Origin of the sequence: Sphingobacterium yanglingense, from assembly GCF_004363245.1 — a bacterium.
Lineage (GTDB): Bacteria > Bacteroidota > Bacteroidia > Sphingobacteriales > Sphingobacteriaceae > Sphingobacterium > Sphingobacterium yanglingense.
Map to the genome: position 1 here is coordinate 731,354 of NZ_SNYV01000011.1, position 24,305 is coordinate 755,658.

The following is a 24,305-nucleotide window of genomic DNA, read 5'->3' on the forward strand; positions in this document are numbered from 1 at the left end:
AGTTAAAATTTAAAGTTCCAGGTTACCGAAGGAATAGCGCCAAACAATGCAATACGATATGCTTCCGTTATGTTTGCATTATTCTCATTCTCTCTAAAGTCAATAATATATGCATTCTTTCTGTTGTACACATTGTATAAACCAAAGGACCAGCTCGAATGAAAACGTTTATGAAGAGGTTTCGGCTCATAGGTAGCCGAGATATCCAACCGATGATAATCTGGCATTCGATATCCATTCCTCTCCGTATAATAGAACATCGTATTACCATTCACACTATATTTTCCACTTGGATAAGTTATGGCATTACCCGTGTAGTATACAAAGTTTGCACCTAAACTCCATTTCTTTGTCAGTTCATACATTGCTACCACAGAAACGTCGTGCGTTCTATCCTGCCGAGCATTAAACCACTGCCCATCGTTGATCTGATCAAACTGCCGCTCACTCTTACCCAATGTATAACTTACCCATCCATTGAATCTGCCCTGTTTCTTCCGGAGAAGCCACTCTAGGCCGTAAGCCCTTCCTTGGCCGAATAACAACTCCCCTTCCAGATATTTATTGGCCTGTAGATCGGCTCCGTTTCTAAAGTCGATCTGATTACCCATATACTTATAATAAGACTCTACAGACAATTCATACCCATTATCCGCAAAATTCCTGAAATAGCCGACAGCCACCTGATCTGCATATTGTGGTTTAATATTTATACTGCTCAATACAAACTGATCGGTAGGCAATGATGACGTTGTATTTGTCAACTGGTGCAGGTTCTGCACGATCCTATTATAAGAGAGCTTAATACTGTTCTTCGGATTCAGGATAAACGACATCGACAAGCGAGGCTCCAGATTTAAGTGATGCTTTATAATAGAGCTTCCATACTCCTTAGAACCAACCACATCACCATCCGCATCAAAATCATAGAATGTCCCCGGACCCTGTACCATAAAATCCGTAAACCGAAGTCCGTATATCAGCGATAGCCAATCAGAGGGCTTCCATTCGTGCGAAGCGTAAGCTGCGGCCTCGATACCATAACGTTTCTCAATATCGATAGAGTTGACCGAAGAATTGTCTCCTGCATCTAAGCTCGCAGGAGATATTTTCTGACGTAGCCCCTGTATACCGAATCGAAAGGTATTCTGATTATTACGATAGTAAGAAAAATCCTGTTTTAAGTTTATATTCTCGATTTTGGAAGCGATTCTAAATTTGCTATCGTCGCTCGATACATTCACCCTATACGTAAAATCGCTATATATTAACGTGGTATTGCTGAACAGTTTTTCATTGAATACATGGTTCCAACGGGCCGTAGCCGTCGCGTTGCCCCAATCAAAACTGAACAGATCGCCATAGCCTAGGTCATCCTTTCCAAAATAGCCAGAGAGATACAAGGTATTCTTATCATTAAATCTATAATTCGCCTTAGCGTTTAAATCGTAAAAATACAACTTGCTGTTTTTCACTTTTTCATCATTGGAAAGTTTCAGGAACAGATCTGCATAAGTACGTCGTCCAGATAGCATAAACGAACTTTTATCTTTAACGATAGGTCCTTCCAATTTGAGTCTTGATGCAATCAAGCCTAACCCTCCTTCAGCTGCAAATTTCTTATTATTTCCATCCAGCATACGTACATCCAATACGGAAGAAGCTCTACCTCCATACTGCGCAGGTATGCCCCCTTTATATAAAGCGACATCCTTTATTGCATCCGAATTGAAAGTAGAGAAAAATCCCATGAGATGCGAGGCATTGTATACAGTAGCCTCATCCAATAGGATGAGATTCTGATCACCACCACCACCACGCACGTAGAAATTGGAAGAGCCTTCTCCTCCTTTGGCTACCCCGGGTAGCATCTGTATCGTCTTTAATATATCCCGCTCCCCGAAGAGTACAGGAACATTCTTTACCTCTTCCATGGTAAAGTTTAATGCTCCCATCTGGGCATTTGTTACATTATCGTTTCTCTTTTTGCCGGATATCACCACCTCCTCCAGCATATTATCCAACGGTTCAAGCTCTATTGCCAGCCGCTTCTTGTCCGATACATTCACTTTAACAAAAAAAGGTTTATAACCAACAAATGAAGCAATTATATCAACCTCATTCTGCAGAACGTCCATCGAAAAATAACCATAGCTATTAGTCGAAGTAGACAGTTGTCCATCTTTCACCTGTACTACCGCACCGATCAAAAGCTCTCCCGAAGAAGCATCTTTTACATAACCACTAATTGTATTTTTATCCTGCCCAAAGGTGTTGAAATAGGTGAATATAATTAGGCTGCTAATTAATAAATGTATACGCATATAAATAGGTAGGAGAAATTAAAGTTCTAATTTCTAAAAAATTGATCAAAAAATGCCATTTGTAATTGTATGGATTGACTCCAATAGTCCCAGTTATGTTTTCCTGGCATGGAAACAAAGGTATGTGGTATATTAAGATAAGTCATCTTTTCGTGCAGCTTCTGATTCACGGTATAGAAAAAGTCGTCTGTTCCACAATCCACAAATAGTTTCAAGCTATTAGGTTTTATCTGGTGTAGCATCTCCATTACGACATGACTATCCCAAGCTTCTTTATTCTCTGCGTATGTGCCCAATCGATTGACAATCTCCCAATTATTTGGAAATGGTCTGAAATCCACACCTCCGGCAGTACTTCCTAATGCACCATATACATCTTGATGACGTATGCCAATATAAAATGCACCATGCCCGCCCATGCTTAATCCTGTGATAGCTCTACTCTCTCTACTTTGGCAGACATCATAGTTCGATTCCACATGAGCGACTAGCTCCTTACTCACGAATGTCTCATACTGATTGTCTTTATCTCCCTTTACATCCCAATACCAACTCCCATATCCCCCATCCGGGCACACCACCATATAATTATACCGATCTACCAGTGTCTTAATATAAGGAACCTTATTGATCCAGTTTGAATAGTTACCTGAATACCCATGTAGAAGGTACAGCGTCGGCACAGGTTTCCCTTTAGCATCCGGAGATATAACCACCGTCTTTATCTTCTTCCCCATACTCGCCGAAAAAACCTCTATCGTATCTACTTGAGCTGCTTTCAACTGAAAGCCTACAATAAAAAACATGGCTACTAGAATGTAGCGAGAAAAATTAATATTCATACGCATAAAGATAAGAATCTAATCCAAAAGGACGTTCAGAAATAGTATAAAAACGACGTTTATTTCGATCAAAACAAATTGCTTCCCCTTGAGGTTCAATTTCATAAGGCACCTGAACATAGGGACGCTTCAACGCCGAAATGATATCTTGGTTCTCATCGCGCTTCCAGATAAAAATTGAAGTCAGGTTTTTAACCGCTATGTACCGGCCATCCTGCCTTATATCCGCCGCAGTCACAAACGTCAATGGCAATTGCATCAATGGAAACAGCTCCTGCACTGTACTTCTCGCCCTATCTGAAATAGACAACCTAAATAAGGTAGATCTAAAATCGCGTTTCGAAATGATATAGACCATATTATCTAGCGGGTCAACAAATAAAGCCTCCGCATCCCGTCTTTTATCTTGGTATCTGTACCTAATCTCCAGAATATCCTTGCGAGCTACCGTATAAGATGCATTAAGTTTATCCAATACAGGTTCTTTAAATAGAAAAAGTGACAGTGTATCTCTATTCCGTAGATTATTCCCCATATCCGCCAATAGCAGATGAGGCACCCCATCAATCATTAAAGACGCGATATCTTCCGCATCCACCACATTGATTCCCTCTAGGTGTACTGTCGCTTTCAAGTCTGCCAGACTATCGATGAGATAAATGTTTGCTTTATCACCACTATCGTTGTGTACCCAAAACAAACTGTTGTTAGCATAAGAAGAGACTATTCCCGACACCTCCGTCAGTTTCGGACTCTTAAGCTTTCCCATTTTTACAGGATTCTGAGCACGAGTGACACTTACTTGAAGTATCAGTAATAGAGGAATTAACCAAATATACTTTGTCCGCATTATTGTCCTTATTCTTTATCAAATAATAATGCTCCACTTACGTTCCAAAAGCTAATACTATCTCCTTCTTTCGGCCCTTGTGGTATTTGAACACGGAGGCGATGCTTACCTGCTTTTAAATTTCCTAGATCTATAAACATAGGATACGTAATCGTACCGGGACACCAGTTGGACCGGCTTAAGTCAGACGAAGACAGTCCATTTTCAAAATTCCCCGACACCGGATTATAAAGTCTATAACTACCACAATCAACGCGCCACGGTGTAAATTGAAAAACAGATTGATCGTCCAAGTACACCGCATTTGTCTTAGGGACAAATTCATCACCATTCCCCCATCCGCCATGACCAGTCGTTATATAGCGTAATTTTGCATTCTTAACGTCTTTATCTAAGACAAACTCAAACTCCAGCCCTTTCTCCTGACCAAACAACGTAGGATATCCTTGTCCTCCCATCTCCATCACGTTTGTTGTATTAAATAATGCCAACATATCTACATCTTTCGCATAGTTTGAGCCTCCTGGATGTATCGTTAACTCCAGACTCACTTTATGCCCACCTTTATCGTAGTTTCCGATATAAGTACCAATATAAACTTCCTTACCTCCCATGACCTTCAAAAACTCGGATACATCCTGTCTGTAAGTCACACTATCCTGCCAGGTTTTATCCTTCAAAGCCAATCGTCCATTAAAATGGGAAACTCCAAAAGGTGTAAAGAAACGCATCAACTCCAATATTGGCGAATAACCTATAGTACGAACCATTCCTAAATAAGATTGTCCATCACCGTTTTCGTAAGCAGGCAATGTCTTCATCCCATTTTTCATTCCATCCAGAAAACTCTGGCTCTGATCTTCCGCTATCATAAATACAGATCCTGTTCTATCATAAGCATCGCCATTAGATTGCTCCACCAGCTCAATAAAAGCCTGGCTATTGTCTGTTATCTCCGGCACACGGATTCGCTTCATAATCACAGTGCCTTCGGCAAATCTCATTACCGAATCCGATTTTATTCCAGGTTGAAAACAGATCTGTTCATTCTTGAAAATAGGAATCTGTATAAAACGGCTCTTCCACAAAACGTCCTTATATGTCAATCCATCCAATAATGCATCGGCCTTTGGAAATTTCAACATTGTAGGCCAAGATTTTAAACGCTCTACGCTCGTCGCTACAAGACCTGAGTTTCCATTACGTCGATACTCCATTACCAGCCCTAGATCAAGCCCCATATCATTGGGAGCGGCATTGATTCCGAGATCATTAGTGTACCAAAGTTCTATCGCATTCGAATTTACCGAGGTCGTCGCTTTACGCACCTCCCGATTCAAGATATTCTTTCTTTCGTCCGTAATAGCGTAGCTATAACGTAAAAAAGCCTGATCGTCCAAAGTTGCTATTTTTTGATCTGCCGATAGCGCGGACTGCTTCATCATTTTCCGATCATCAAAAGTTATGTAAGACTCCTCATAAGGATATCTAGCATTACCATCCACGACACTCTGTTTAGAGATTATTGTCTTGCCTTTAGAAGCGTACACCACTACAGGATCCTGCTTTATCATCGCTCCATCCCTAAAATAATGATACGTTATTTTATAGATGTCTTGCCCCATGCCCATCACGACATACAGTTGACATACCACAATCCAGACTATTCTTTTCATAACTATTTTCTATTTACAGTACTTCTATTATCGTTCCATCTTCAATCGGGTGTGAGGTACAGATCAGACAGCGACCGTTTCCGACTTCACGGTCGGTCAATATTTCGTTATAGTCCATCCTGACAGCACCTTGGTGTACCTGAGATATACAAGTACTGCACATTCCAGATTTACAGGAATATGGCAATTTCAGCTTATGTTCTAATCCCACATCCAGCACACTTTTATTATAAGGAATAGTCAAAGGATACGATTCTCCATTAAATTTTAATATAATATCATACGGAGTCATGTCTACCGGTTCTTCCTCCTTCTCGTCCTCATCTTCTTCCTCTTCTGGAAAGTGAAACGTCTCCTTCTTGATAGTCTCATCCGGAAATCCCATACCCAATAATGTAAAGCGACAAAGGTCCATATAAAACAGTGGCCCACAGGTATAGAATACCGGTTCCACTCCGACCTCAACATTAGCATTGACCAAATCGATCAGGTACTCCCTATTCAATCTCGCCTTTAGGAGATTCTTTTTATTAGACCAGATGAACTCAATCTTCAGTCTATCTGGATATTTTTCCTGCCACTGTATCAGTTCATCGTAAAACAAAGTGGATTCCTTACTACTATTACTGTAGATAAGCACCACCTTACTATTTACTTCTCGGGTCAATGCCGTCTTGAGAATGGAGAACAATGGTGTCACCCCTACTCCTGCGCCAAACAAAAACACCGTCCTCTGAATATCTCTTTCCGGTTCATACACAAAGAGTCCTTGCGGATCGATGACTTCGATAACATCACCTACTGCTGTACTATGATGTAGCAAACGCGATATTTCACCATTATCCACCCGCTTTACCGTCACCTCATAAGGTTCGTCTACGTCGGGCGAACTACTGAAAGAGTATGACCTGCGTACTTCCCGCTCGCCAAATTGAAAACAAAGTGTCAAAAATTGCCCAGCCTTATAAGTCGGAAAGGAACCCGAAAGGTCTTGAAAGCGAATAGAAATATTATTATTGGGATGTTTTATAATATCCGATATCCTGAACTTATACATAACGCTAAAGATAAAGTCTTAAAAAATTTAAATCAAATAAATAGTGACGATAAGCCATTAAAACTTTCTATTAGTGCTATCCAAACAAAAAAATCCCGATCGTTGCTGATCGGGATTTTGATATTTATTAGTGTAAATTACAATTTACGTTTTACTTCAACTTGTTCGTATGCTTCAACGATATCACCTACCTGTATATCGTTATACTTGTCGATCTGAAGACCACATTCGTAGCCATGTGTTACTTCTTTCACGTCATCTTTAAAGCGTTTCAACGAAGCTAATCGACCTGTATGTACCACCACACCATCACGGATTATGCGGATATCATTATTTCTTGCGATTTTACCTGTTGTAACCATACATCCTGCGATCGTACCAACCTTAGTAATCTTGAATGTCTCACGAATTTCAACTTCCGCAACGATTTTCTCTTCAAACTTAGGCTCCAACATACCTTCCATAGCCGATTTAAGTTCCTCGATTGCATCATAGATGATAGAGTACAGACGGATATCGATTTGTTCGTTCTCTGCTAACTTACGCGCATTTTGTGTAGGTCTTACTTGGAAACCGATGATTACAGCGTCTGAAGCAGAAGCCAATAACACGTCAGACTCCGAGATAGCACCCACAGATTTGTGGATAATATTAACTTGGATTTCGTCCGTAGAAAGTTTCAATAATGAGTCAGAAAGTGCCTCGATAGATCCATCCACGTCACCCTTAACGATAATATTAAGTTCTTTAAAGTTACCGATTGCCAAACGACGGCCGATTTCATCCAATGTGATGTGTTTGGTCGCACGCATACCTTGCTCACGTTGTAATTGTAAGCGTTTGTTCGCTACCACACGAGCATCAGATTCGCTCTCCATAACATATAGTTTATCACCAGCTGTAGGAGCACCCGACATACCCAAAATCTGAACCGGTACCGAAGGACCAGCTTCTTTCACACGCTCTCCACGCTCGTTGGTCAATGCTTTCACCTTACCAGAGTGCGATCCTGCAAGAATTGCGTCTCCCACACGTAACGTTCCACCTTGTACCATCACCGTAGTCACAATACCGCGTCCTTTATCTAGCGCTGCCTCGATTACCGAACCAACTGCACGTTTCTTAGGATCCGCCTTAAGCTCTAACATTTCCGCCTCCAACAATACTTTCTCTAGTAATAACTCTACGTTCTCACCTGTTTTTGCAGAGATTTCCTGTGCCTGGAATTTACCCCCCCAGTCCTCTACAAGAATATTCATTGCAGATAACTGCTCACGGATTCTATCCGCGTTAGCTCCCGGCTTATCCACTTTAGTGAAAGCAAACACGATTGGAGCACCAGCTGCCTGAGCATGGTTAATTGCTTCTTTTGTCTGAGGCATCACAGCATCATCCGCAGCAATTACGATAATAACGATATCCGTTACCTTTGCACCACGTGCACGCATCGCTGTAAAGGCTTCGTGACCCGGAGTATCCAAGAATGTGATCTTACGACCTCCATCCAAAGTTACTGCATAGGCACCAATGTGCTGCGTGATACCACCGGCTTCACCTTTAGTTACATTTGCCTTACGGACATAATCCAATAAAGACGTTTTACCATGATCGACGTGTCCCATTACAGTAACGATCGGAGCACGAGGGATTAGGTTCTCTTCGTTGTCAGCTTCTTCAAGTTCTGTAGTCTCTTCGTCTTCAGGTTTTATAAACTCAATTTTGTAATCAAACTCATCCGCTACAATTGCTAGCGTCTCCGCATCAAGACGTTGGTTGATCGACACGAACATACCTAAGCTCATACATGTACCGATAACTTTAGTCACTGGAACATCCATTAGATTGGCCAATTCATTGGCTGTTACGAATTCCGTAACGCGCAATACATTGGACATCATTTCTTGTTCCATTGCTGCTTCTTCCGCAGATAAAGCTACATCGTCACGTTTCTGTCTTCTTAGTTTGGCACGTTGTGCGAATTTACCCGATTTACCAGCTCCACTCAAACGAGCAAGCGTTGCTTTGATCTGGTCTTGAATTTCTTTTTCTGACAATTCTCCTTTAGGAGCATCTTGTCTTGGTCCTCTATTTCTAGGGTCAAACTTTCCTCTTCCAGCTGGAGCATTACCTCCTGGACGATTGTTGTTGTTATTATTACCACGCGGTCCGCCACCATGTTGGAAGCCACCTTGTCTATTCTGTCCTTGACCAGCACCCTGTTGGAAGCCGCCTTGCCTGTGTTGACCTTGACCACCTTGCTGATTTCCTCCGTGCTGTCCTCCTTGTTCATTTGGAGAAATAGGCATACCCGGTTTGTTTGTCCGTTTACGCTTGCGCTTATTGTCTTGGTTTGCGTTAGACGACGAAGCCACGGGCTTCTCTTTAGGTTTGAAGGTCGGTAATTCAATCTTACCAATAACCTTTGGTCCTTCCAGTTTTTCAGAACGAGCACGAATCACTTCGTTTTGGTCTTCTGCAGGCTTAGATTCTATAACAGGTTTATTTTCCACCTTTATTTCTTCCTTTTTAACTTCAATTTTATGTTCTGGTTTCTCAACCACAGGCTTCACCTCTTCTACAGGTTTCACAACCTCTTCTTTCTGTGCTACTGGGGCAGGTGCAGGTGTAGGTGCCTCTTTTGGCTCTTCTTTCACTTCAGGCTTAACAGGTTCTACCGGCTTAGGCGTTTCCACTGCTTTAGGCTCTTCTTTTACAGGTTCTTTAACAGGCTCCGCTTTTACTTCAGGCTTCTCTACAGTTTCTTCTTTCTTCTTTACCTTACCTTTGTTTAAGCTATCCAAGTCGATTTTGCCCACCACCTTAAGATGTCCAGCGCCTGTATTTTCTTCCGCTTTTTCCTGTTTCTCGGTCACTTCCTTTTCTACGGGAGCAGGTGTTGCTACATTCTTGATCAGAATCTCTTCCGAATCGTCTGCATGTTCTTCTCTTTTAGAGGCTACAGAATCTTGAGGTACGGTTGCACTTCCGCCCAAAGGAGTTTCATCACGACGAATTTTACCAATAACAATTTGCTTCGCTTCATCCTTTGCAATTTTGTCACCTTGAAATTCGCGCGAAAGAACGCCATACATATCTCCAGTTAATTTTGTCGTAGGTTTTGCTTCTACGTCAAAACCTTTTTTACTTAAAAATTCCACTGCAGTACCTATACCAATATTAAGTTCCTTTGCTGCTTTGAGTAAGTTTATGCTTTTACCTTCTGTCATCTATTTATTAACCTCTAAAAATCTGTTACTACAAAAATATGTTTTTTTTACTCGCAATTAACAAATATTTACATTTAATATGTAATATCCGTATGGGCAACCGAAGCTTATTCAAACTCCGATTGCAAAATGCGCACTATCTCTTGGATAGTATCTTCTTCTAAATCTGTGCGTCTTGTCAATTCTTCCAATGACAATGACAATACGGACTTGGCGCTATCTAGACCAACGCGTTTTAACTCGTCGATAATCCAGCCATCGATTTCATCTGAGAATTCTTCGATATCCACATCCTCCTCTATCTCGTCATTTTCTCTGTACACATCGATTTCATAACCTGTCAACTTACCGGCCAACTTGATATTGTGTCCTCCACGGCCGATAGCCAATGACACCTGATCAGGCTTCAAGTAGACTGCTGCTGTCTTACCATCCTCATCAATCTTGATGGAAGAGATACGCGCAGGGCTCAGTGCACGTGTGATATACAACGAATGATTTGTTGTGAAATTGATAACGTCGATATTCTCATTACGCAATTCGCGTACGATACCATGGATACGTGAACCTTTCATACCCACACAGGCTCCTACTGGATCGATACGGTCATCGTAAGACTCTACCGCGACCTTAGCACGCTCCCCCGGTTCACGTACGATTTTCTTAATGGTGATCAAACCATCAAAAATCTCTGGAACTTCCAGTTCGAACAAACGCTGTAAGAATTCAGGTGCTGTACGAGAAATAATAATCTTAGGATTACTATTCATCATATCCACCTTATAGACTACCGCGCGGATACTATCACCTTTCTTGAAATAATCGGCTGGAATCTGCTCAGTTTTAGGCAAGATCAACTCGTTACCATCTTCATCCAATACCAGGATTTCTTTCTTCCAGATCTGATAAACCTCTCCGATTACCAACTCGCCTTCGCGGTCTTTATATTTTTTGAATACCTCATCTTTCTCTAGCTCTAATACTTTAGACACCAAAGTCTGACGGGCAGCCAAGATCGCACGGCGACCGAAGCTTTCTAGTGTAATCTGCTCGATATAATCGTCCCCAACTTCCAAATCAGGATCAAATTGGTGTGCTTCAGCTAATTCGATTTCTAAATCATCGTCTTCCGAAAATCCATCCTCCATCACCACACGTGTTCTCCACATTTCCAAATCCCCATTATCCGGATTCACAATAACGTCAACATTCTCATCCGTACCAAAACGTTTACGGATCATGCTGCGGAATACTTCTTCTAATACTGTAATTACCGTAGGACGGTCGATATTTTTGAACTCTTTAAACTCCTGAAAAGAGTCAATCAAATTAATATTGCTGCTCATTTTTAATTAAATGAAATTAACACCTTTGTTTCTGTTATTTTATCCATTGAAAATATGACTTCATTTGTTTCAGCCTTTTTTCCTTTTTCCTTTGTTTTTTCTTCAATTACCACTTCCGACTCCGTTGCACTAATCAGCTTGCCTTCACGCTTGGTACCATCCTCCAATTTAATGCGGACATTACGCCCTATGTTCTTGACATATTGTCTCGGCATCAATAGTCCTGTATCGATACCCGGTGAAGACACCTCTAGGCGATACGCCTTCTCGATCGCATTTTCCTCTTCCAGATGAAATCCCACGTGCCTACTCACCGCCACACAATCCTCAATAGAGATTCCCTCATCACCATCCAACAAGATTTCCAGAATCCCGTTTTTCAACATCTTTATACGAACTACAAAGAGATCTGCTCTATCTGCAATCTTTTCTTCTACCAGTTCTTTTACGCGTTGTTCGACCTGCATACGTTAATTTTAAAAATCAATTAAAAAAGGGGGCAAATACATGCCCCCTTCCTTTCAGATAGTACAAAAGTAGTATTTTTTTTTGAAAAACACAACCCTCTTCCATATTTTTTCGATCTCTGTCACATACAGCACTTCTGAAAACAACTTAATGCCTTTTAGTTAGGGGCTTTTAGTATCCACCACCGCACTGATTGTCTTCTGCATCTGCGCCATCATTGCTGTAAGAGACTCCATTGTCGGCTCACTACTTGGCTCCGGAAATTCGGTAGAGATATAAGCTTTTGCTTTCCAGACCTCCAAAATCTCGTCTGCCGCAACCCAATAAGGTTCATACACCTTATTATCGGACAATAATTTCAACCCTTTATCATCTTTGTACTTAAATGCAATACGTTTATATACGACACCGTCATTTTGCGACAATACGATATAGGTCTGTCCCGGTTTTATATCATGCCAATTCTCCACATACTCCGCTACCACTATAGATCCCGATGGAAGCGGCAACATAGAATCTCCTTTTATTTCAAAAGCACGGTATGTACCTTGCTTGAAAATCGGCAATGAAAATCTGGGCAACTCTTTCACAAATTCAGGATCTCCATAGCCATTCAGATACCCTGCACTCGCTTTGGTCGGTACCAATTCAATATTCTCCCTATCCTCTCCATCCACCGTAACACTCAGTACCCGTAGATTAGAGGCATTACTTTTCGGCACCGGCTTCCACTTCTCATCGATCTGGTCATTGACCAATTCATCCATCGACAGCTCATAGTGTTCTGCTATTTTTTTTAGCAGCTCATACTTTGGCTCTGCGCGATCCTCCTCATAGGCCCCTACTGAAGCGCGCTTAATCTCCATAACATCAGCAAATTGTTGCTGTGTCAGTTTGCTCTTTTTTCTTAAGAACTTGAGGTTTGATGAAATGTTTGACATAAAGTATTTTAAAATATATTTTCTGAAAACTAAATTTATTAGTATTATTGTGCCAATAAAATTAGTAAAAAATATAATCACCACCAAATAATTTAGTATATCACATGAAAAAGCACCTTATTTACATCGCAACAGACCCTAATAGAGCCTATGTAGAGGCAGGTTATACCCAGGATTTGATAGCACAATCCTCCAACCTACAGTTTCACGCTATCCGCAGCACAGGCACGTTTCCTAAGTTCAACCGCATTGTACATGTAGAAGAATTCACTTCTTTTGATAGCGCCCAAAAACGCCTCATTGAACTTAGCCACTTCACCCGTATGCAAAAAGAGCGATTGATCCGAAAACATAACCCAAACTGGCTTAACATCACATCACCCGGTACAGCCTTAAACAGCCATCCCGCACTACGTGTTGCGCACAGCCTTGGTGCGGCTTGCTAAATCAGCAGCTTTCCGTGATATACTACCCAAAAACGATTATACAAAAATGTCCCTAATCATATTAAGGACACACCACAACGACTATAAAAAAAAGGCGTTGTTTAAACCTGAGTCTAAACAACGCCCCCTTAACAACCTCAACATATATCGCATATGTTATAGGTATAGACTACCATCCTGGCGCAAAGTTTAATCCGAATGTTCCGAATTTAGATCTTGTCTTTTGGAATGGTATCGCATAAAAAGGTTCTAGCACCATCGCTCCGAATAAATTCACCCGCAACGACACCCCTGCACTAAACAAGGGCACCCTTACATTGCGGTTATACTCCATCACTGGCAACCCGGTTTTTGGATCTGTAATCTGATTGCCTTGTCCATCCAAAGCCGGCACTTTATCCGCATCTGTCTTCTCCCACTTTATCTGATCACCACCTCTCCAGGCCAGACCTGCGTCGATAAAAAAGTTAAGATCCGAGAACAGGAAGCCAGACTTGACGACCGCTAGTTTCTCTGGGCCTGTGAACGGGAGGCGCAATTCAAAATTCGCTACAGCCACACGTGATCCCATCATATCCGAAAAGTTCACTTTTCCCTGCGCATCAAAATTACCCGTCTCATACCCTCTTATCAAATAAGGATAGCCGATATACAACGGATTTAACGCATTCTCATCTTTTCCTGTACGCATATAGGAATATACACGCCCCGCTATAGTAACCGGTTTGACCCGGTGATATTTCCGTAAGTCAAGATTCCATGCTGTAAATGTATAATCTCCAAAATACTGTTCGGCTCCGATACGGTACCTATACCCTTGTAATGGTGCCGCCATGCCAAACACCGAATTATCGCCCACAAATCCGGCATTCACCTGTTGGATCACAAATGGATCCAGCCTTCTGATTCCTAAGATATTGGCCGCATCTTCATTAGACACCTTCTGTTTGTCACCATAGCCCCAGTTGTAACTCCTACGCCATTTGTCCACTCTATAAGCATACCTTGATATAGCCGCACCGACTTCTACCCGATGATGACGGTTGAATGGATAAGCCACAAATCCCTCTGCCTGCGATTGGAAGGTACGGATCAGGTAACTGTTCATTGATAGTTCATTTCCGTTACCAAAATCTTCCGTCTCATACATATTATACCCCGATATATAAGGGATATGGGATATCGCTCCTCCCCAATTGATACGGCTTCGCTGATTAATATAACCTACCTGTCCTCCAAAATCATAGATCTCTCCGTTAATATTTAAAGCTGCAAAAATCTGGTTATAGCCCAATATATCCGAAAACATCCCTTGGATCCCAGTAGAGATACCAGCTCCATAGCGGGAGCCTATAGACATACCCACACCAGAGTTGGCCAGATAATCCAGCTTAAATTTCGGTGTATAGGCGATATTATTGATCTGCTCGTCACCGATACGACCAAAAACATTAAAGTTGCGCAGGTTAGTATTAACCACATTCACCCCTCTACTCACCAAAGGCGGCAACATAGCAGCCGTAAAATCGCTCGTCGCCCCATCTACCACTACAGGTTCAAACTCCCCACTCTTTGCTTTATATACATTATACCTACCTTTTCTGAAGTAAGAGTATACAATTTCATCATTATTCGAGATACTCATCGCCGGCGAGTACTCCGTGATACCGGATATCCCCGTAAAGTAATCCGTAAGCCGCTCGACTGTACCCGAAGCAATCAGATAGCGATACATATTTCTAAAACCATCCCCATTAGACAAAAAATAGATTTCCTGTCCGTTTGAAGAAAAGTGAGGATTCAAATTGTTCGCTCCCGGAAACACATTGATATTCTTGATCTCCCCGGTAGCCACTGTCAGTACCGCTAGACTCATTGGAATATCCACCTCTTTACTATTCCCCTGTAGCGCCAATCGATCCGTACTGAACACAATGTACTTACCATCTCTAGAGTAGCTCGGCTGAAAATCCGAATACACATCATTCGTCAGCTGCGTTACCTTCTTCGTATTCAGATTATAGGTATACAGATCCGAATGCCCATTACTCAATCCCGAAAACGCTAGTGTCTCCCCATCTGGCGACCATGTTATATTCGCAAACTCTACAATTTCTCCCATAGCCTGCACCGACAGCACCTTTCCTGTCTCCACATCTACCGTCATCAGCTTACTCTTACCTTCACTGAATACGGAGAAGGCAAACTTCCTACTATCCGGAGAAAACGTTCCGGCAGATTCCAGAAAACTAAATTCATCGATATCCTTGCTCGTCAGCTTACTCCCTAGCTTTCGGATCATTGTCCCCGTATTTGCATCAGCGAGATAGAGATCTATACTAAACATATCCTTTTCCGACATGTAAGCCACATACTTGCCGTTTGGCGATATCGTTGGTGATACGTTCATATTTCCCGCATTCGAGCGGTTCAATAACTGTATCCCTATCGGCCTTGAAGCCGTATCCTTATCCAGCTTGCGGTACATATTCTCCATACTGTTTTTCCACAGCGTAGAGACCGTCTGTGCGTCATATCCAAAAACCCGACGCATAGCATAATCGTAACCATATTTTGCAGTCTCTATAAAGAGCGGCATGATCACCGTGTCGCCATAGGTAGCCCCGATATACGACCAGAACGCCTGTCCATAGCGGTAAGGGAAATAATTGTACGATTGCTCCGTCATCTGCTTGAGCGATGGTATATCATTATTCACATAAGCATCACGCATCCACATTGATGTAAAAGCATCTTTCTTTCCGATGGAAAAATACTCGGCCATCCCCTCCACCATCCATAGCGGTATATTCCCTATATTCTCCAGACGCGTAGAATCCGTCCCCTCCATCAGCACCCTGTACTGAAAGGCATGCACTAGCTCGTGCCCCAGTACATGTCGCGTCTGTTGATTGATCTGCATCACCGGCATCACCACCCGCTGTTTGAACGCTTCCGTCACACCACCAGTCCCTACCCCTATCTCTCCGGAGATAGCCGTCGTCTGTTGAAATTCAGGATGATTACTATAGACTATAATTGGGTTTTTACGCGAAAAGGTGTCCTGAAACACCTGCTGATGTAGTTCGTACCACACCTCTGATTCTTTTGCCAGCCAGCGAATCAAACTGTCATTTTTCGAGTAATAATAGAGATTAAAATGTGGCGTATCGTAGACCTTAAAATTCAGCTTCTTGTAGCGCATTTTGTTCTGTCCAAAATACTGGGCCTGGACAGACACACCAAACAGCAGCAACATACAGCATGTCAAAGCTAATTTGGCGAGGTACCGCATAATTCCATTCATAATTGCATGTAATTTATAATCGAATAAATCTATAATTAATTAAGGTAAGTTGTTACTTCTATTTTCCGGTGCATTGCTTCGCTGCGCTCCCACTTCCCCCTGTACCGGGCGCACCTCCTCAAGCTCTGGCAGCACCATACCTTCGCCTCCTTCTTCTACATTATCCACGCTATCCGTCGGTTGCTCGACACGTATCCGCGGGCTAGGACAGCGGTAATCCTTCTTGACCTCAACAGTAGATTCCGGAAACTTGCCAAATGTTACCCCCAATTCTGGGTGTTTGTACAATTCTTCCATAAACAAGGCATAGATAGGTAATGCAGTTTTAGAACCTTCACCTGTTCCTGAGTTTTTAAAATGTATACTCTGCTCATCACAGCCTACCCATACACCTGCTACCAAGTCTTTGGTCACCCCCATATACCAACCATCCACATAATCCGAAGACGTACCTGTCTTTCCTCCTATTTCGTTACCATCTTTAAACAGATCCCACTCCCATAGCGCCTGCGAGGTACCACTAGGTTCTTCCACCGTACCCCTCAGCATATAGGTCATCAACCAAGCATTTTCTGGATTGATTACCTGCTTCTGCTCGGATTTGAATGTTGCAATTGTATTACCATCCATACCTACGATCTTGGATACCAGAACTGGCTCCGTCTTCTTACCTGCATTCATAAATGTAGCGTACGCTTTTACCATTTCAAAAACAGACACATCATTCGATCCTAGGCCAACCGAAGGTACCGACTCCAGCTTACTATCGATACCACATAGATGAGCCACATCCACCACCTTATCCCAACCTACAGCCTCAGTTACCTGTGCCGTAATCGTATTCAGTGATCGCGCCATCGCCCAGCGTAGCGACATCTCCCGGTATGATACACTCCAGTCCGCATTCTTAGGTTCCCACACCTCATGTTCTCCTTTTTTATTGGTAAACTCGATCTTCACCGGTTTGTCTGTGAACTTATCACAAGGAGACATGCCCGATTCCAGCGCTGCCATATAAGCAAAAGGCTTAAAGGTAGAGCCTGCTTGCCGCTTGGCCTGATTCACATGGTCAAACTTATAATATTCGTGATTGATTCCACCGACCCATACTTTGATCTCGCCATTGTACGGATTCATTGCCATCATACCCGTATTCAACATCATCAGGTAATGCTTGAGCGAGTCCATCGTCGAATAGTTCACCTTCTCCATTCCCTGCCAGGTAAACACCTCCATCTCTTTCTTTTTGCTGCGCAACTCTGCAAAGACACTGTCCTCATTGTTATGGTATTTACGCATCAGATCCGAGTATATCGGCAACTTCCGGGCATGGTTTTCCAAAAACTCAGGAACAACCTTTCCTTCCTTATCCCGCCACGGTTCCTCACTGCCCCAAGTGTTTTTTAGACGTCGCTGCAACTCCTCCATACGATCCGATACCACCTTCTCTGCAATCTTCTGCATCCGCGAGTCGATCGTAGTATAGATCTTAAGTCCAGCTTTATAAATATCTATCTCATTATCCTGGCTCCATTTCTCCAACCAACGCTCCACAGCCGAGCGGATATACGAATCATTACCATCGATATTATCTTTATAATTCAGGTCCAATCGCAGCGAATCCTTCGAAAAGTCAGCTACCTGCGCCTGTGTGAGGTAACCCGATTTTTCCATCTGCGCCAGCACCACATTTCGACGCTGCATCGCATTCTTCGGATTTCGGATCGGATTATAGATTGTTGTACCTTTTAGCATCCCCACCAACAATGCGCTTTCATTTACATCCAAGGTACTCGGCTGTTTATTAAAATAGCGTATCGAGGCCGATTTTATGCCATAGGCATTATTACTGAACGAGACCGTATTCAGGTACATCGTAATGATTTCATCTTTACTATAGCGGTTCTCCAGCTTGTAGGCCGTCATCCACTCTTTATACTTGGTGATCAGGATACTTATTCCTGGGACCTTGCTCAGGTAGCCCTGCGCATTGGTATATCTTGTTTTGAAAAGGTTTTTCGCCAGCTGCTGTGTTATCGTACTCGCTCCACGCGGATCTCCTTTCAGCGTAGAGACAGCCCCGAGATCAGCCCCATAAAATCCACCCCGTTATGCTTGTAAAAGCGCACATCCTCCGTTGCGATCAACGCGTCCAGCACATGCTTGGAGATACTATCAAAAGGCACCGGATCTCTATCCTCTTCAAAATACCTTCCTATCAGCACCGAATCTGCCGTATACACCTCCGAAGCCACATTCAGCGTAGGCATCACAATATCATTCTTTGTAGGCGAATAACCGAATAGACCTAAGAAATTAAGTTGCACTGCACAAGTAAACAATATGATACTATAAACTATAATCAGTACATATCGTAATATTCTATTTTTAACACGTCTAAACATGCGGTAAATATGGATAAAATGTTTTAAAATACGCTATTTTTGAAAACAAAAAGAGCGGTACGAGAATAAAATTAACTAATTTTAACAAAGTCTAATAATAGGTTGAAACAGGTTAATTTAGCCTTCCCCCACAGCCCCAAAAAGACAGTCGCCTATACTCCTAAATAAATAAACGGTATTTAATGTCGGTATAAATCATTATTTTTACCCGTGTAATTAACTTAGATATGTTAAAACAGACATTACAGCAAAAACTATTACAAAAACTATCTCCTCAGCAGATCCAGTTTATCAAGCTTTTGCAGGTGCCTACGGCTTCTTTAGATACCCGTATTAAAGAAGAACTGGAGGAAAATCCAGCCCTCGAGGACGGCAGCTTGACGAATATGAGTGATCCTGTGGAAGAATATCCAGATAAAGATCCTGATGACTACGACAGTAGTGAAGAGTCCTATGATGAGGAATTCAGCGTAGAGGACTATATACAAGAAGATGATTATAAAGACTACGGGAGCAACTACGCTAACGATGACGATGATGAGCAGCGCGAGATTCCTATCGCTATACAAGACTCCTTCTTCGAAAAACTACAGAGTCAGCTCGATCTACTCGCACTGAGTGACCGACAATACCTCATCGGCAATCAACTCATAGGTAGCTTAGATGATGATGGTTACCTGAGACGTCCTATACTATCGCTTATCGACGATCTGGCTTTTTCGCAAAACGTAATGGCCGAAGAACAAGAGGTAGAAGACATGCTCCATGTCATACAGGCTTTCGAACCTGCAGGTATCGGTGCACGCGACCTGCAAGAGTGTCTATTGATACAGCTCCGAAAAAAAGATCAGAACAACCCTATTGTACAACAGGCCATCCGCGTCGTACAGAACTACCTGGACGAGTTTACCAAAAAACATTACGATAAGATCGAAAGGCAGCTGGATGTCAATTCCGACGAGCTCAAAGAAATTGTCAATGAGATATTAAAGCTCAATCCCAAACCCGGTGATTCGGCAGCCGTCGCAGGCAAGCAGCTACAGATCATCCCCGATTTTCACATCAGCAATGATGATGGGGTGCTCCATCTCACCCTCAATGGGCGCAATGCTCCCGAACTACGGGTATCGCGTTCGTATCAGGATATGTTCGAGCATTATGAAAAGGCGGAGAAAGGCGACAAGAAGATGAAAGAGGCTGTACAGTTTGTCAAGCAGAAACTCGATTCAGCCAAATGGTTTATCGATGCAATCAAACAGCGGCAGCAGACCTTGCTCAAGACCATGAATGCCATCATGGAGTTTCAGTACGATTACTTCCTTACGGGAGATGACCGTATGCTCAAGCCTATGATCCTAAAAGATATCGCCGAAGAGATCGATATGGATATATCGACCGTATCACGGGTTGCCAATTCCAAATACGTACAGACCGAGTTCGGCACCTTCTTGCTGAAGTCTTTCTTCTCCGAAGCCATACAGACCGACTCCGGTGAAGAAGTCTCCAATAAAGAAGTCAAAAAAATATTAGAAGAGTGTATCTCCAATGAGGACAAACGCAAACCTCTGGCAGATGAAAAACTGACCGAGATACTGAAAGAAAAAGGATACACCATTGCTCGACGTACCGTAGCCAAATACCGTGAGGCTCTGAACATTCCGGTAGCCCGCCTACGCAAAGAGCTTTAGTCTTTCCCTCTACCTGTCCGCGTGCATTTTCTTTCCAAAAAAGGAATGAAAATGCACTCCGCAGCGGCAGTTTTAACTCCATCTTAACCACTAATTTCCAAAAAATCACTATCTTGTAGTTGCTTAACAACAGATTATAGTGTATGGAAAACCCGATAGCGCGGCAAAAAAGCAAACTGATGCGAGCTGCCAAGTTGATCAGCATCCTTGGCAAACATGGTTTTGAAGATCTCAAATCAAAGATAACCAACAAAGACGCAGCAACAGTCTCTTCCGCTACAACTGCAGATCAGCCACCCTTATTCTACGAGCGTATCCGTAAGGTAATCGAAGAACTCGGACCGACCTACGTCAAGTTTGGACAGACACTCTCCACCCGTGAAGACCTGCTTCCCGCAGCACTCATCCTCGAACTGAAGAAGCTGCAGGACAATGTAGCGCCCGAAGATATCGATATCCGCAGCTGGCTCGAAAACGAACTGCAGCTGGAAGACCTATCGGCCGTCTTTCAAGAGATAGATGAGCAGCCCTTTGCCTCCGCTTCTATTGCACAGGTTTACAAAGCCACCTTAAGCAATGGCGACCTCGTCATCCTGAAGGTAAAGCGTACAGGCATCCGGGAAATCGTCACTTCCGACCTTCTTCTGCTGAAAGACATTATCAATCTACTGATCGACTACTATCCCTTAGTACGAGAGATCAACCTGCCCGACATATTCGAAGCCTTTGAAAAGAATATTATCGAAGAGCTCTCCTTCCAGCACGAGCTCAAAAACATACAGCAGTTTGCGCGCAATTTCAGCGAAGAGCCGCGCATTAAGTGCATGCAGGCCTATCCCGAGCTATCTACCGACAGCGTATTGTGCATCTCCAGGATTCAGGGATTCCGCATTACCGACAGTGCATCCATCCGGTCACAGCAGCTTGATCCTGAATACATCATCGACACCGGCTTAGACCTTTACCTCACGCAGGTACTCGAGCACGGATTCTTCCATGCCGACCCGCACCCAGGCAACATACTCGTCACACCATCCGGTCAGATTTCCTTTATCGACCTGGGCGCCATGGCACGCCTGCTCCCTAAGGACAAAGAGCATCTCGAGAATTTCATTCTCTATTTTATCAATAAAGACACCGACAACCTCATACGGACTATCAAGCGCATGTCCATCCGTATACATATCAAAAACGAAAAGGTTCTCGAGCGTGACATACAGGCCATGTTTGACATGATTGCCGCACAATCCCTCAAAGAACTGGATGTCAAGGCCGTTTTCTCTCGGTTCTCGAAAATCCTTAATCAGAACGATATCCTCATGCCAGACCATATCTATCTACTGGTACGCGGCATCGTGCTATTGGAAGGTATCGGCCGATCGCTATTGCCCGACCTGAATATCATCGATAAGGTCAAGCCCTATATTACCAAGATCATGGCCAAGCGGCTTTCGCCCCCCTACATCATAGAGAACATCCTACAATCGTTACAGCAGCTACAGGGCACCCTTTCGGCGGCACCCAAATCGTTGATAGATCTACTGCACAAAGTCGAACAGGGCGAATTAAAATTCCGTATAGACAGTCAGGAGCTCTCCGGATTACAGCAGCAGCAACGAAAAGACAGTAGCATCAATAGACTTCTCCATATTGCTGGTGTTTTATTTCTGGGAGGCTGTCTCCTATCTGGTGTACAGCAGAGTACCCTACTCGGCATACCTTGGATATGCTGGATTTTATTTGTCTTTAGCTTGATTTTCTTAATTCTGGCAGGAATACGCAAGATGCGCATAGGGTAAGGTAGAGCGCTTTACCTAAAATAGCATTTGTTTTTTGAGATATATCCTTTAAATTTGACACCGAAGCACTAACTTTTACCGAAACCCCATTGCGTACCTACGACAAGTATACCGACATCGAGCTTATTGAACTTTCCAGAAATGGAGATCAACAGGCCTTTGCTTTGCTATATGAGCGGTACCGTAGCATTACGTACAAACACGCCTATCTCTTCTATCAGGACTATGATAAGGCACAGGATGTAACGCAAGATGTCTTTACTAAACTATGGAACAAGAGAGAGAGTTTACATATTACAAGCAATTTCTCAGCCTATCTACATCGTATGGTCCGACATATCATCTTAAACCAATTGGCCCATCAAAAAATCGCTCAGAAATTTCATGATTACACCGAATGGCATCAAAGCGAGCAGCGCAACGACGTAGACGAGTATATCATAGAGAAAGAACTAGCAGAGATATTACACCATAAGATTGACAAGCTTCCAAAGAAAATGAAAGAAGTTTTCCTATTGAGCCGTGAAGAGCAGAAATCCCATCAAGAGATCAGCGAACAGCTCAATATCACACCAAAGACTGTTAGGCAACAGATTTATAATGCCCTTCTCATCCTAAAAAGTAACCTGAAATATATCTTCATCCTTCTTTTTCCATAATTTTTTATTTTTTTATTAGACACCCGCACGACTTAACTGTCTTATGCTTATGGTGGCGCGTTATAGCCTATATTTTACATGAATAAAAAGGAGCTCGAAATACTATTAGACCGTTATAAATCCGGTCAGGCAACAGCAGCAGAAAAACAGTTGCTGTACCGGCATTATAATGACTTCATAAAGCACCATAATCTAGACGATTTTAATGAATCCGAAGCCGAGAGCAGATTAAGCCAATGGTCACCGATCACGAAGCTCGAGCCTTCCTTAAGACGTCTATTTCCTTGGCGACAGGTCGCAGCTGTATTTGCTATTACAACCTTTGCTACATTATTTTACTTCCGTTCTATAAGACAGGAAGACGAAGCCGTTGCTGCTGCATCATCGGAGCCCATAGGAGCTCCAGTCACCAAAGCCATTGCAATATTGCCATCAGGCGATACATTGCTGCTAGACGGAGCACAAGAATCCGCTCAAAAGCTGGCCAGTATCCACGCAAAAGATTTAGCTATAAGCGATCAGCTTATCACTTTAAAGACGCCTCGTGGTGGCAAGCTACACTTCACTTTGCCAGATGGATCTAGCGTATGGCTCAATTCGGAGACGACGATGACCTACCCCGCCACATTTGGCAAAGAAAGCAGAGCGGTCACCCTCCAAGGTGAAGCCTATTTTGAAGTTGTTAAAATCGAACAGAACAATGGCAAAATGCCCTTTACTGTACGTTCAGAACAGGAAGAGGTCACTGTATTAGGAACCAAATTCAATATTAACAATTACAAAGATGAGGCAATAAGTACCACCACCCTAGCAGAAGGTGCCGTGGCAGTCCGCCAGCTTACAGAGTCGAAGAGTACATTGCTCAAGCCGAACCAACAGTATATCTCCTCCGCCTCAGGCACTCAGGTTAGAAAGATCAATGCCTCAGAAACTGTAGCCTGGAAAGAAGGTATCATTGCACTCTCCAATCAAGATATTTTGAGTATCATAAGGATGATAGAGCGTAATTACGATGTACAGTTCGGCAGTTGTGTGCTACCAAAAGAAATCAGATTTAGCGGTGAGCTACAAACCACTTTGGCACTGGATGAACTTTTAGATGTACTGGAAATTAATTTAGGACTACAGTTTAGGCGTCAAGGGAAAACAATTACAATATTGACTAACAAATAAAACAACTAACGATTTATAACACTAAATACAGGAGGAAACACATGGATAGAAAATAGAAGACGTATTTATAAAGCCTAAAAAAGCAGAGATGCGGACA

The 24,305-nt window shown here is 42.7% G+C and carries 17 protein-coding genes; 5 read left to right on the plus strand and 12 right to left on the minus strand.

What is annotated here, in order from left to right; all coding sequences use genetic code 11:
- Positions 1-2: 2 nt before the first annotated feature.
- From CLV99_RS05475 to CLV99_RS05515, 9 genes are all read right to left on the minus strand, one after another.
- Entirely contained in the window at positions 3-2,324 is a 2,322-nt protein-coding gene (locus CLV99_RS05475) for a TonB-dependent receptor (RefSeq protein ID WP_246032699.1), read from the minus strand.
- A 26-nt stretch (positions 2,325-2,350) separates the two neighbouring features.
- Complete coding sequence (locus tag CLV99_RS05480) at positions 2,351-3,166, minus strand: alpha/beta hydrolase (protein ID WP_133583471.1); 816 nt, start codon at positions 3,164-3,166, stop codon at positions 2,351-2,353.
- Positions 3,156-3,935 carry a hypothetical protein gene (locus tag CLV99_RS05485; protein WP_133583472.1) on the minus strand — a complete coding sequence of 260 codons (780 nt, stop codon included), beginning with the start codon at positions 3,933-3,935 and terminating at the stop codon, positions 3,156-3,158. The genes CLV99_RS05480 and CLV99_RS05485 overlap by 11 nt, the downstream gene beginning before the upstream one ends.
- Before the next feature lie 89 nt (positions 3,936-4,024).
- A complete protein-coding gene (locus tag CLV99_RS05490) occupies positions 4,025-5,692 on the minus strand; it encodes a PNGase F N-terminal domain-containing protein (RefSeq protein ID WP_211348422.1) in 1,668 nt (555 codons plus the stop codon).
- 13 nt (positions 5,693-5,705) lie between these two features.
- Complete coding sequence (locus CLV99_RS05495) at positions 5,706-6,749, minus strand: ferredoxin--NADP reductase (RefSeq protein WP_133583473.1); 1,044 nt, start codon at positions 6,747-6,749, stop codon at positions 5,706-5,708.
- A gap of 137 nt (positions 6,750-6,886) precedes the next feature.
- Entirely contained in the window at positions 6,887-9,976 is a 3,090-nt protein-coding gene (gene infB, locus CLV99_RS05500) for a translation initiation factor IF-2 (RefSeq protein ID WP_133583474.1), read from the minus strand.
- A gap of 107 nt (positions 9,977-10,083) precedes the next feature.
- Positions 10,084-11,322, minus strand: coding sequence for a transcription termination factor NusA (gene nusA, locus CLV99_RS05505; protein ID WP_133583475.1), 1,239 nt, complete (start codon positions 11,320-11,322; stop codon positions 10,084-10,086).
- A 2-nt stretch (positions 11,323-11,324) separates the two neighbouring features.
- On the minus strand, positions 11,325-11,789 hold the full coding sequence (gene rimP / locus CLV99_RS05510) for a ribosome assembly cofactor RimP (RefSeq protein WP_133583476.1): 465 nt from the start codon (positions 11,787-11,789) through the stop codon (positions 11,325-11,327).
- Between the two features lie 162 nt (positions 11,790-11,951).
- On the minus strand, positions 11,952-12,731 hold the full coding sequence (locus CLV99_RS05515) for an XRE family transcriptional regulator (protein ID WP_133583477.1): 780 nt from the start codon (positions 12,729-12,731) through the stop codon (positions 11,952-11,954).
- A 104-nt stretch (positions 12,732-12,835) separates the two neighbouring features.
- Between CLV99_RS05515 and CLV99_RS05520 the strand changes: the two genes are divergently transcribed.
- A complete protein-coding gene (locus CLV99_RS05520; protein ID WP_133583478.1) occupies positions 12,836-13,177 on the plus strand; it encodes a GIY-YIG nuclease family protein in 342 nt (113 codons plus the stop codon).
- A gap of 169 nt (positions 13,178-13,346) precedes the next feature.
- Here CLV99_RS05520 and CLV99_RS05525 read toward each other — a convergent pair whose 3' ends face one another.
- From CLV99_RS05525 to CLV99_RS23505, 3 genes are read right to left on the minus strand one after another with little or no spacing between them, the layout of a single operon-like run.
- The gene (locus CLV99_RS05525; RefSeq protein WP_246032700.1) at positions 13,347-16,484 is read right to left on the minus strand and encodes a basic secretory protein-like protein; all 3,138 of its coding nucleotides are present in this window, start codon (positions 16,482-16,484) and stop codon (positions 13,347-13,349) included.
- A 39-nt stretch (positions 16,485-16,523) separates the two neighbouring features.
- Positions 16,524-18,551 (minus strand): transglycosylase domain-containing protein, encoded by a 2,028-nt coding sequence (locus tag CLV99_RS05530; protein WP_317126627.1) that lies wholly within the window; start codon positions 18,549-18,551, stop codon positions 16,524-16,526.
- The gene (locus tag CLV99_RS23505) at positions 18,548-18,811 is read right to left on the minus strand and encodes a transglycosylase domain-containing protein (RefSeq protein WP_317126623.1); all 264 of its coding nucleotides are present in this window, start codon (positions 18,809-18,811) and stop codon (positions 18,548-18,550) included. The genes CLV99_RS05530 and CLV99_RS23505 overlap by 4 nt, the downstream gene beginning before the upstream one ends.
- 305 nt (positions 18,812-19,116) lie before the next feature.
- On the opposite strand from CLV99_RS23505, the gene rpoN reads away from it, so the two are divergent.
- The 4 genes from rpoN to CLV99_RS05550 all read left to right on the plus strand — a co-directional run bounded on the left by rpoN (position 19,117) and on the right by CLV99_RS05550 (position 24,208).
- Complete coding sequence (rpoN, locus tag CLV99_RS05535) at positions 19,117-20,577, plus strand: RNA polymerase factor sigma-54 (RefSeq protein WP_133583479.1); 1,461 nt, start codon at positions 19,117-19,119, stop codon at positions 20,575-20,577.
- 143 nt (positions 20,578-20,720) lie between these two features.
- On the plus strand, positions 20,721-22,376 hold the full coding sequence (locus CLV99_RS05540) for an ABC1 kinase family protein (protein WP_133583480.1): 1,656 nt from the start codon (positions 20,721-20,723) through the stop codon (positions 22,374-22,376).
- Between the two features lie 89 nt (positions 22,377-22,465).
- Positions 22,466-23,035 (plus strand): RNA polymerase sigma factor, encoded by a 570-nt coding sequence (locus CLV99_RS05545; protein ID WP_162850030.1) that lies wholly within the window; start codon positions 22,466-22,468, stop codon positions 23,033-23,035.
- A gap of 78 nt (positions 23,036-23,113) precedes the next feature.
- Positions 23,114-24,208, plus strand: a complete 1,095-nt coding sequence (locus tag CLV99_RS05550; protein WP_133583482.1) for a FecR family protein — start codon at positions 23,114-23,116, stop codon at positions 24,206-24,208.
- The last annotated feature ends 97 nt before the right edge of the window (positions 24,209-24,305 follow it).

What these genes read in the sequence shown, in the direction of transcription:
- CLV99_RS05485 (WP_133583472.1), bottom strand. Translation starts at nt 3,935, where the DNA reads ATGGGAAAGCTTAAGAGTCCGAAACTGACGGAGGTGTCGGGAATAGTC.
- CLV99_RS05495 (WP_133583473.1), bottom strand. Translation starts at nt 6,749, where the DNA reads ATGTATAAGTTCAGGATATCGGATATTATAAAACATCCCAATAATAAT.
- CLV99_RS05525 (WP_246032700.1), bottom strand. Translation starts at nt 16,484, where the DNA reads ATGAATGGAATTATGCGGTACCTCGCCAAATTAGCTTTGACATGCTGT.
- rpoN (WP_133583479.1), top strand. Translation starts at nt 19,117, where the DNA reads ATGTTAAAACAGACATTACAGCAAAAACTATTACAAAAACTATCTCCT.
- CLV99_RS05490 (WP_211348422.1), bottom strand. Translation starts at nt 5,692, where the DNA reads ATGAAAAGAATAGTCTGGATTGTGGTATGTCAACTGTATGTCGTGATG.
- CLV99_RS05540 (WP_133583480.1), top strand. Translation starts at nt 20,721, where the DNA reads ATGGAAAACCCGATAGCGCGGCAAAAAAGCAAACTGATGCGAGCTGCC.
- CLV99_RS05515 (WP_133583477.1), bottom strand. Translation starts at nt 12,731, where the DNA reads ATGTCAAACATTTCATCAAACCTCAAGTTCTTAAGAAAAAAGAGCAAA.
- CLV99_RS05475 (WP_246032699.1), bottom strand. Translation starts at nt 2,324, where the DNA reads ATGCGTATACATTTATTAATTAGCAGCCTAATTATATTCACCTATTTC.
- nusA (WP_133583475.1), bottom strand. Translation starts at nt 11,322, where the DNA reads ATGAGCAGCAATATTAATTTGATTGACTCTTTTCAGGAGTTTAAAGAG.
- rimP (WP_133583476.1), bottom strand. Translation starts at nt 11,789, where the DNA reads ATGCAGGTCGAACAACGCGTAAAAGAACTGGTAGAAGAAAAGATTGCA.
- CLV99_RS05520 (WP_133583478.1), top strand. Translation starts at nt 12,836, where the DNA reads ATGAAAAAGCACCTTATTTACATCGCAACAGACCCTAATAGAGCCTAT.
- infB (WP_133583474.1), bottom strand. Translation starts at nt 9,976, where the DNA reads ATGACAGAAGGTAAAAGCATAAACTTACTCAAAGCAGCAAAGGAACTT.
- CLV99_RS05550 (WP_133583482.1), top strand. Translation starts at nt 23,114, where the DNA reads ATGAATAAAAAGGAGCTCGAAATACTATTAGACCGTTATAAATCCGGT.
- CLV99_RS05480 (WP_133583471.1), bottom strand. Translation starts at nt 3,166, where the DNA reads ATGAATATTAATTTTTCTCGCTACATTCTAGTAGCCATGTTTTTTATT.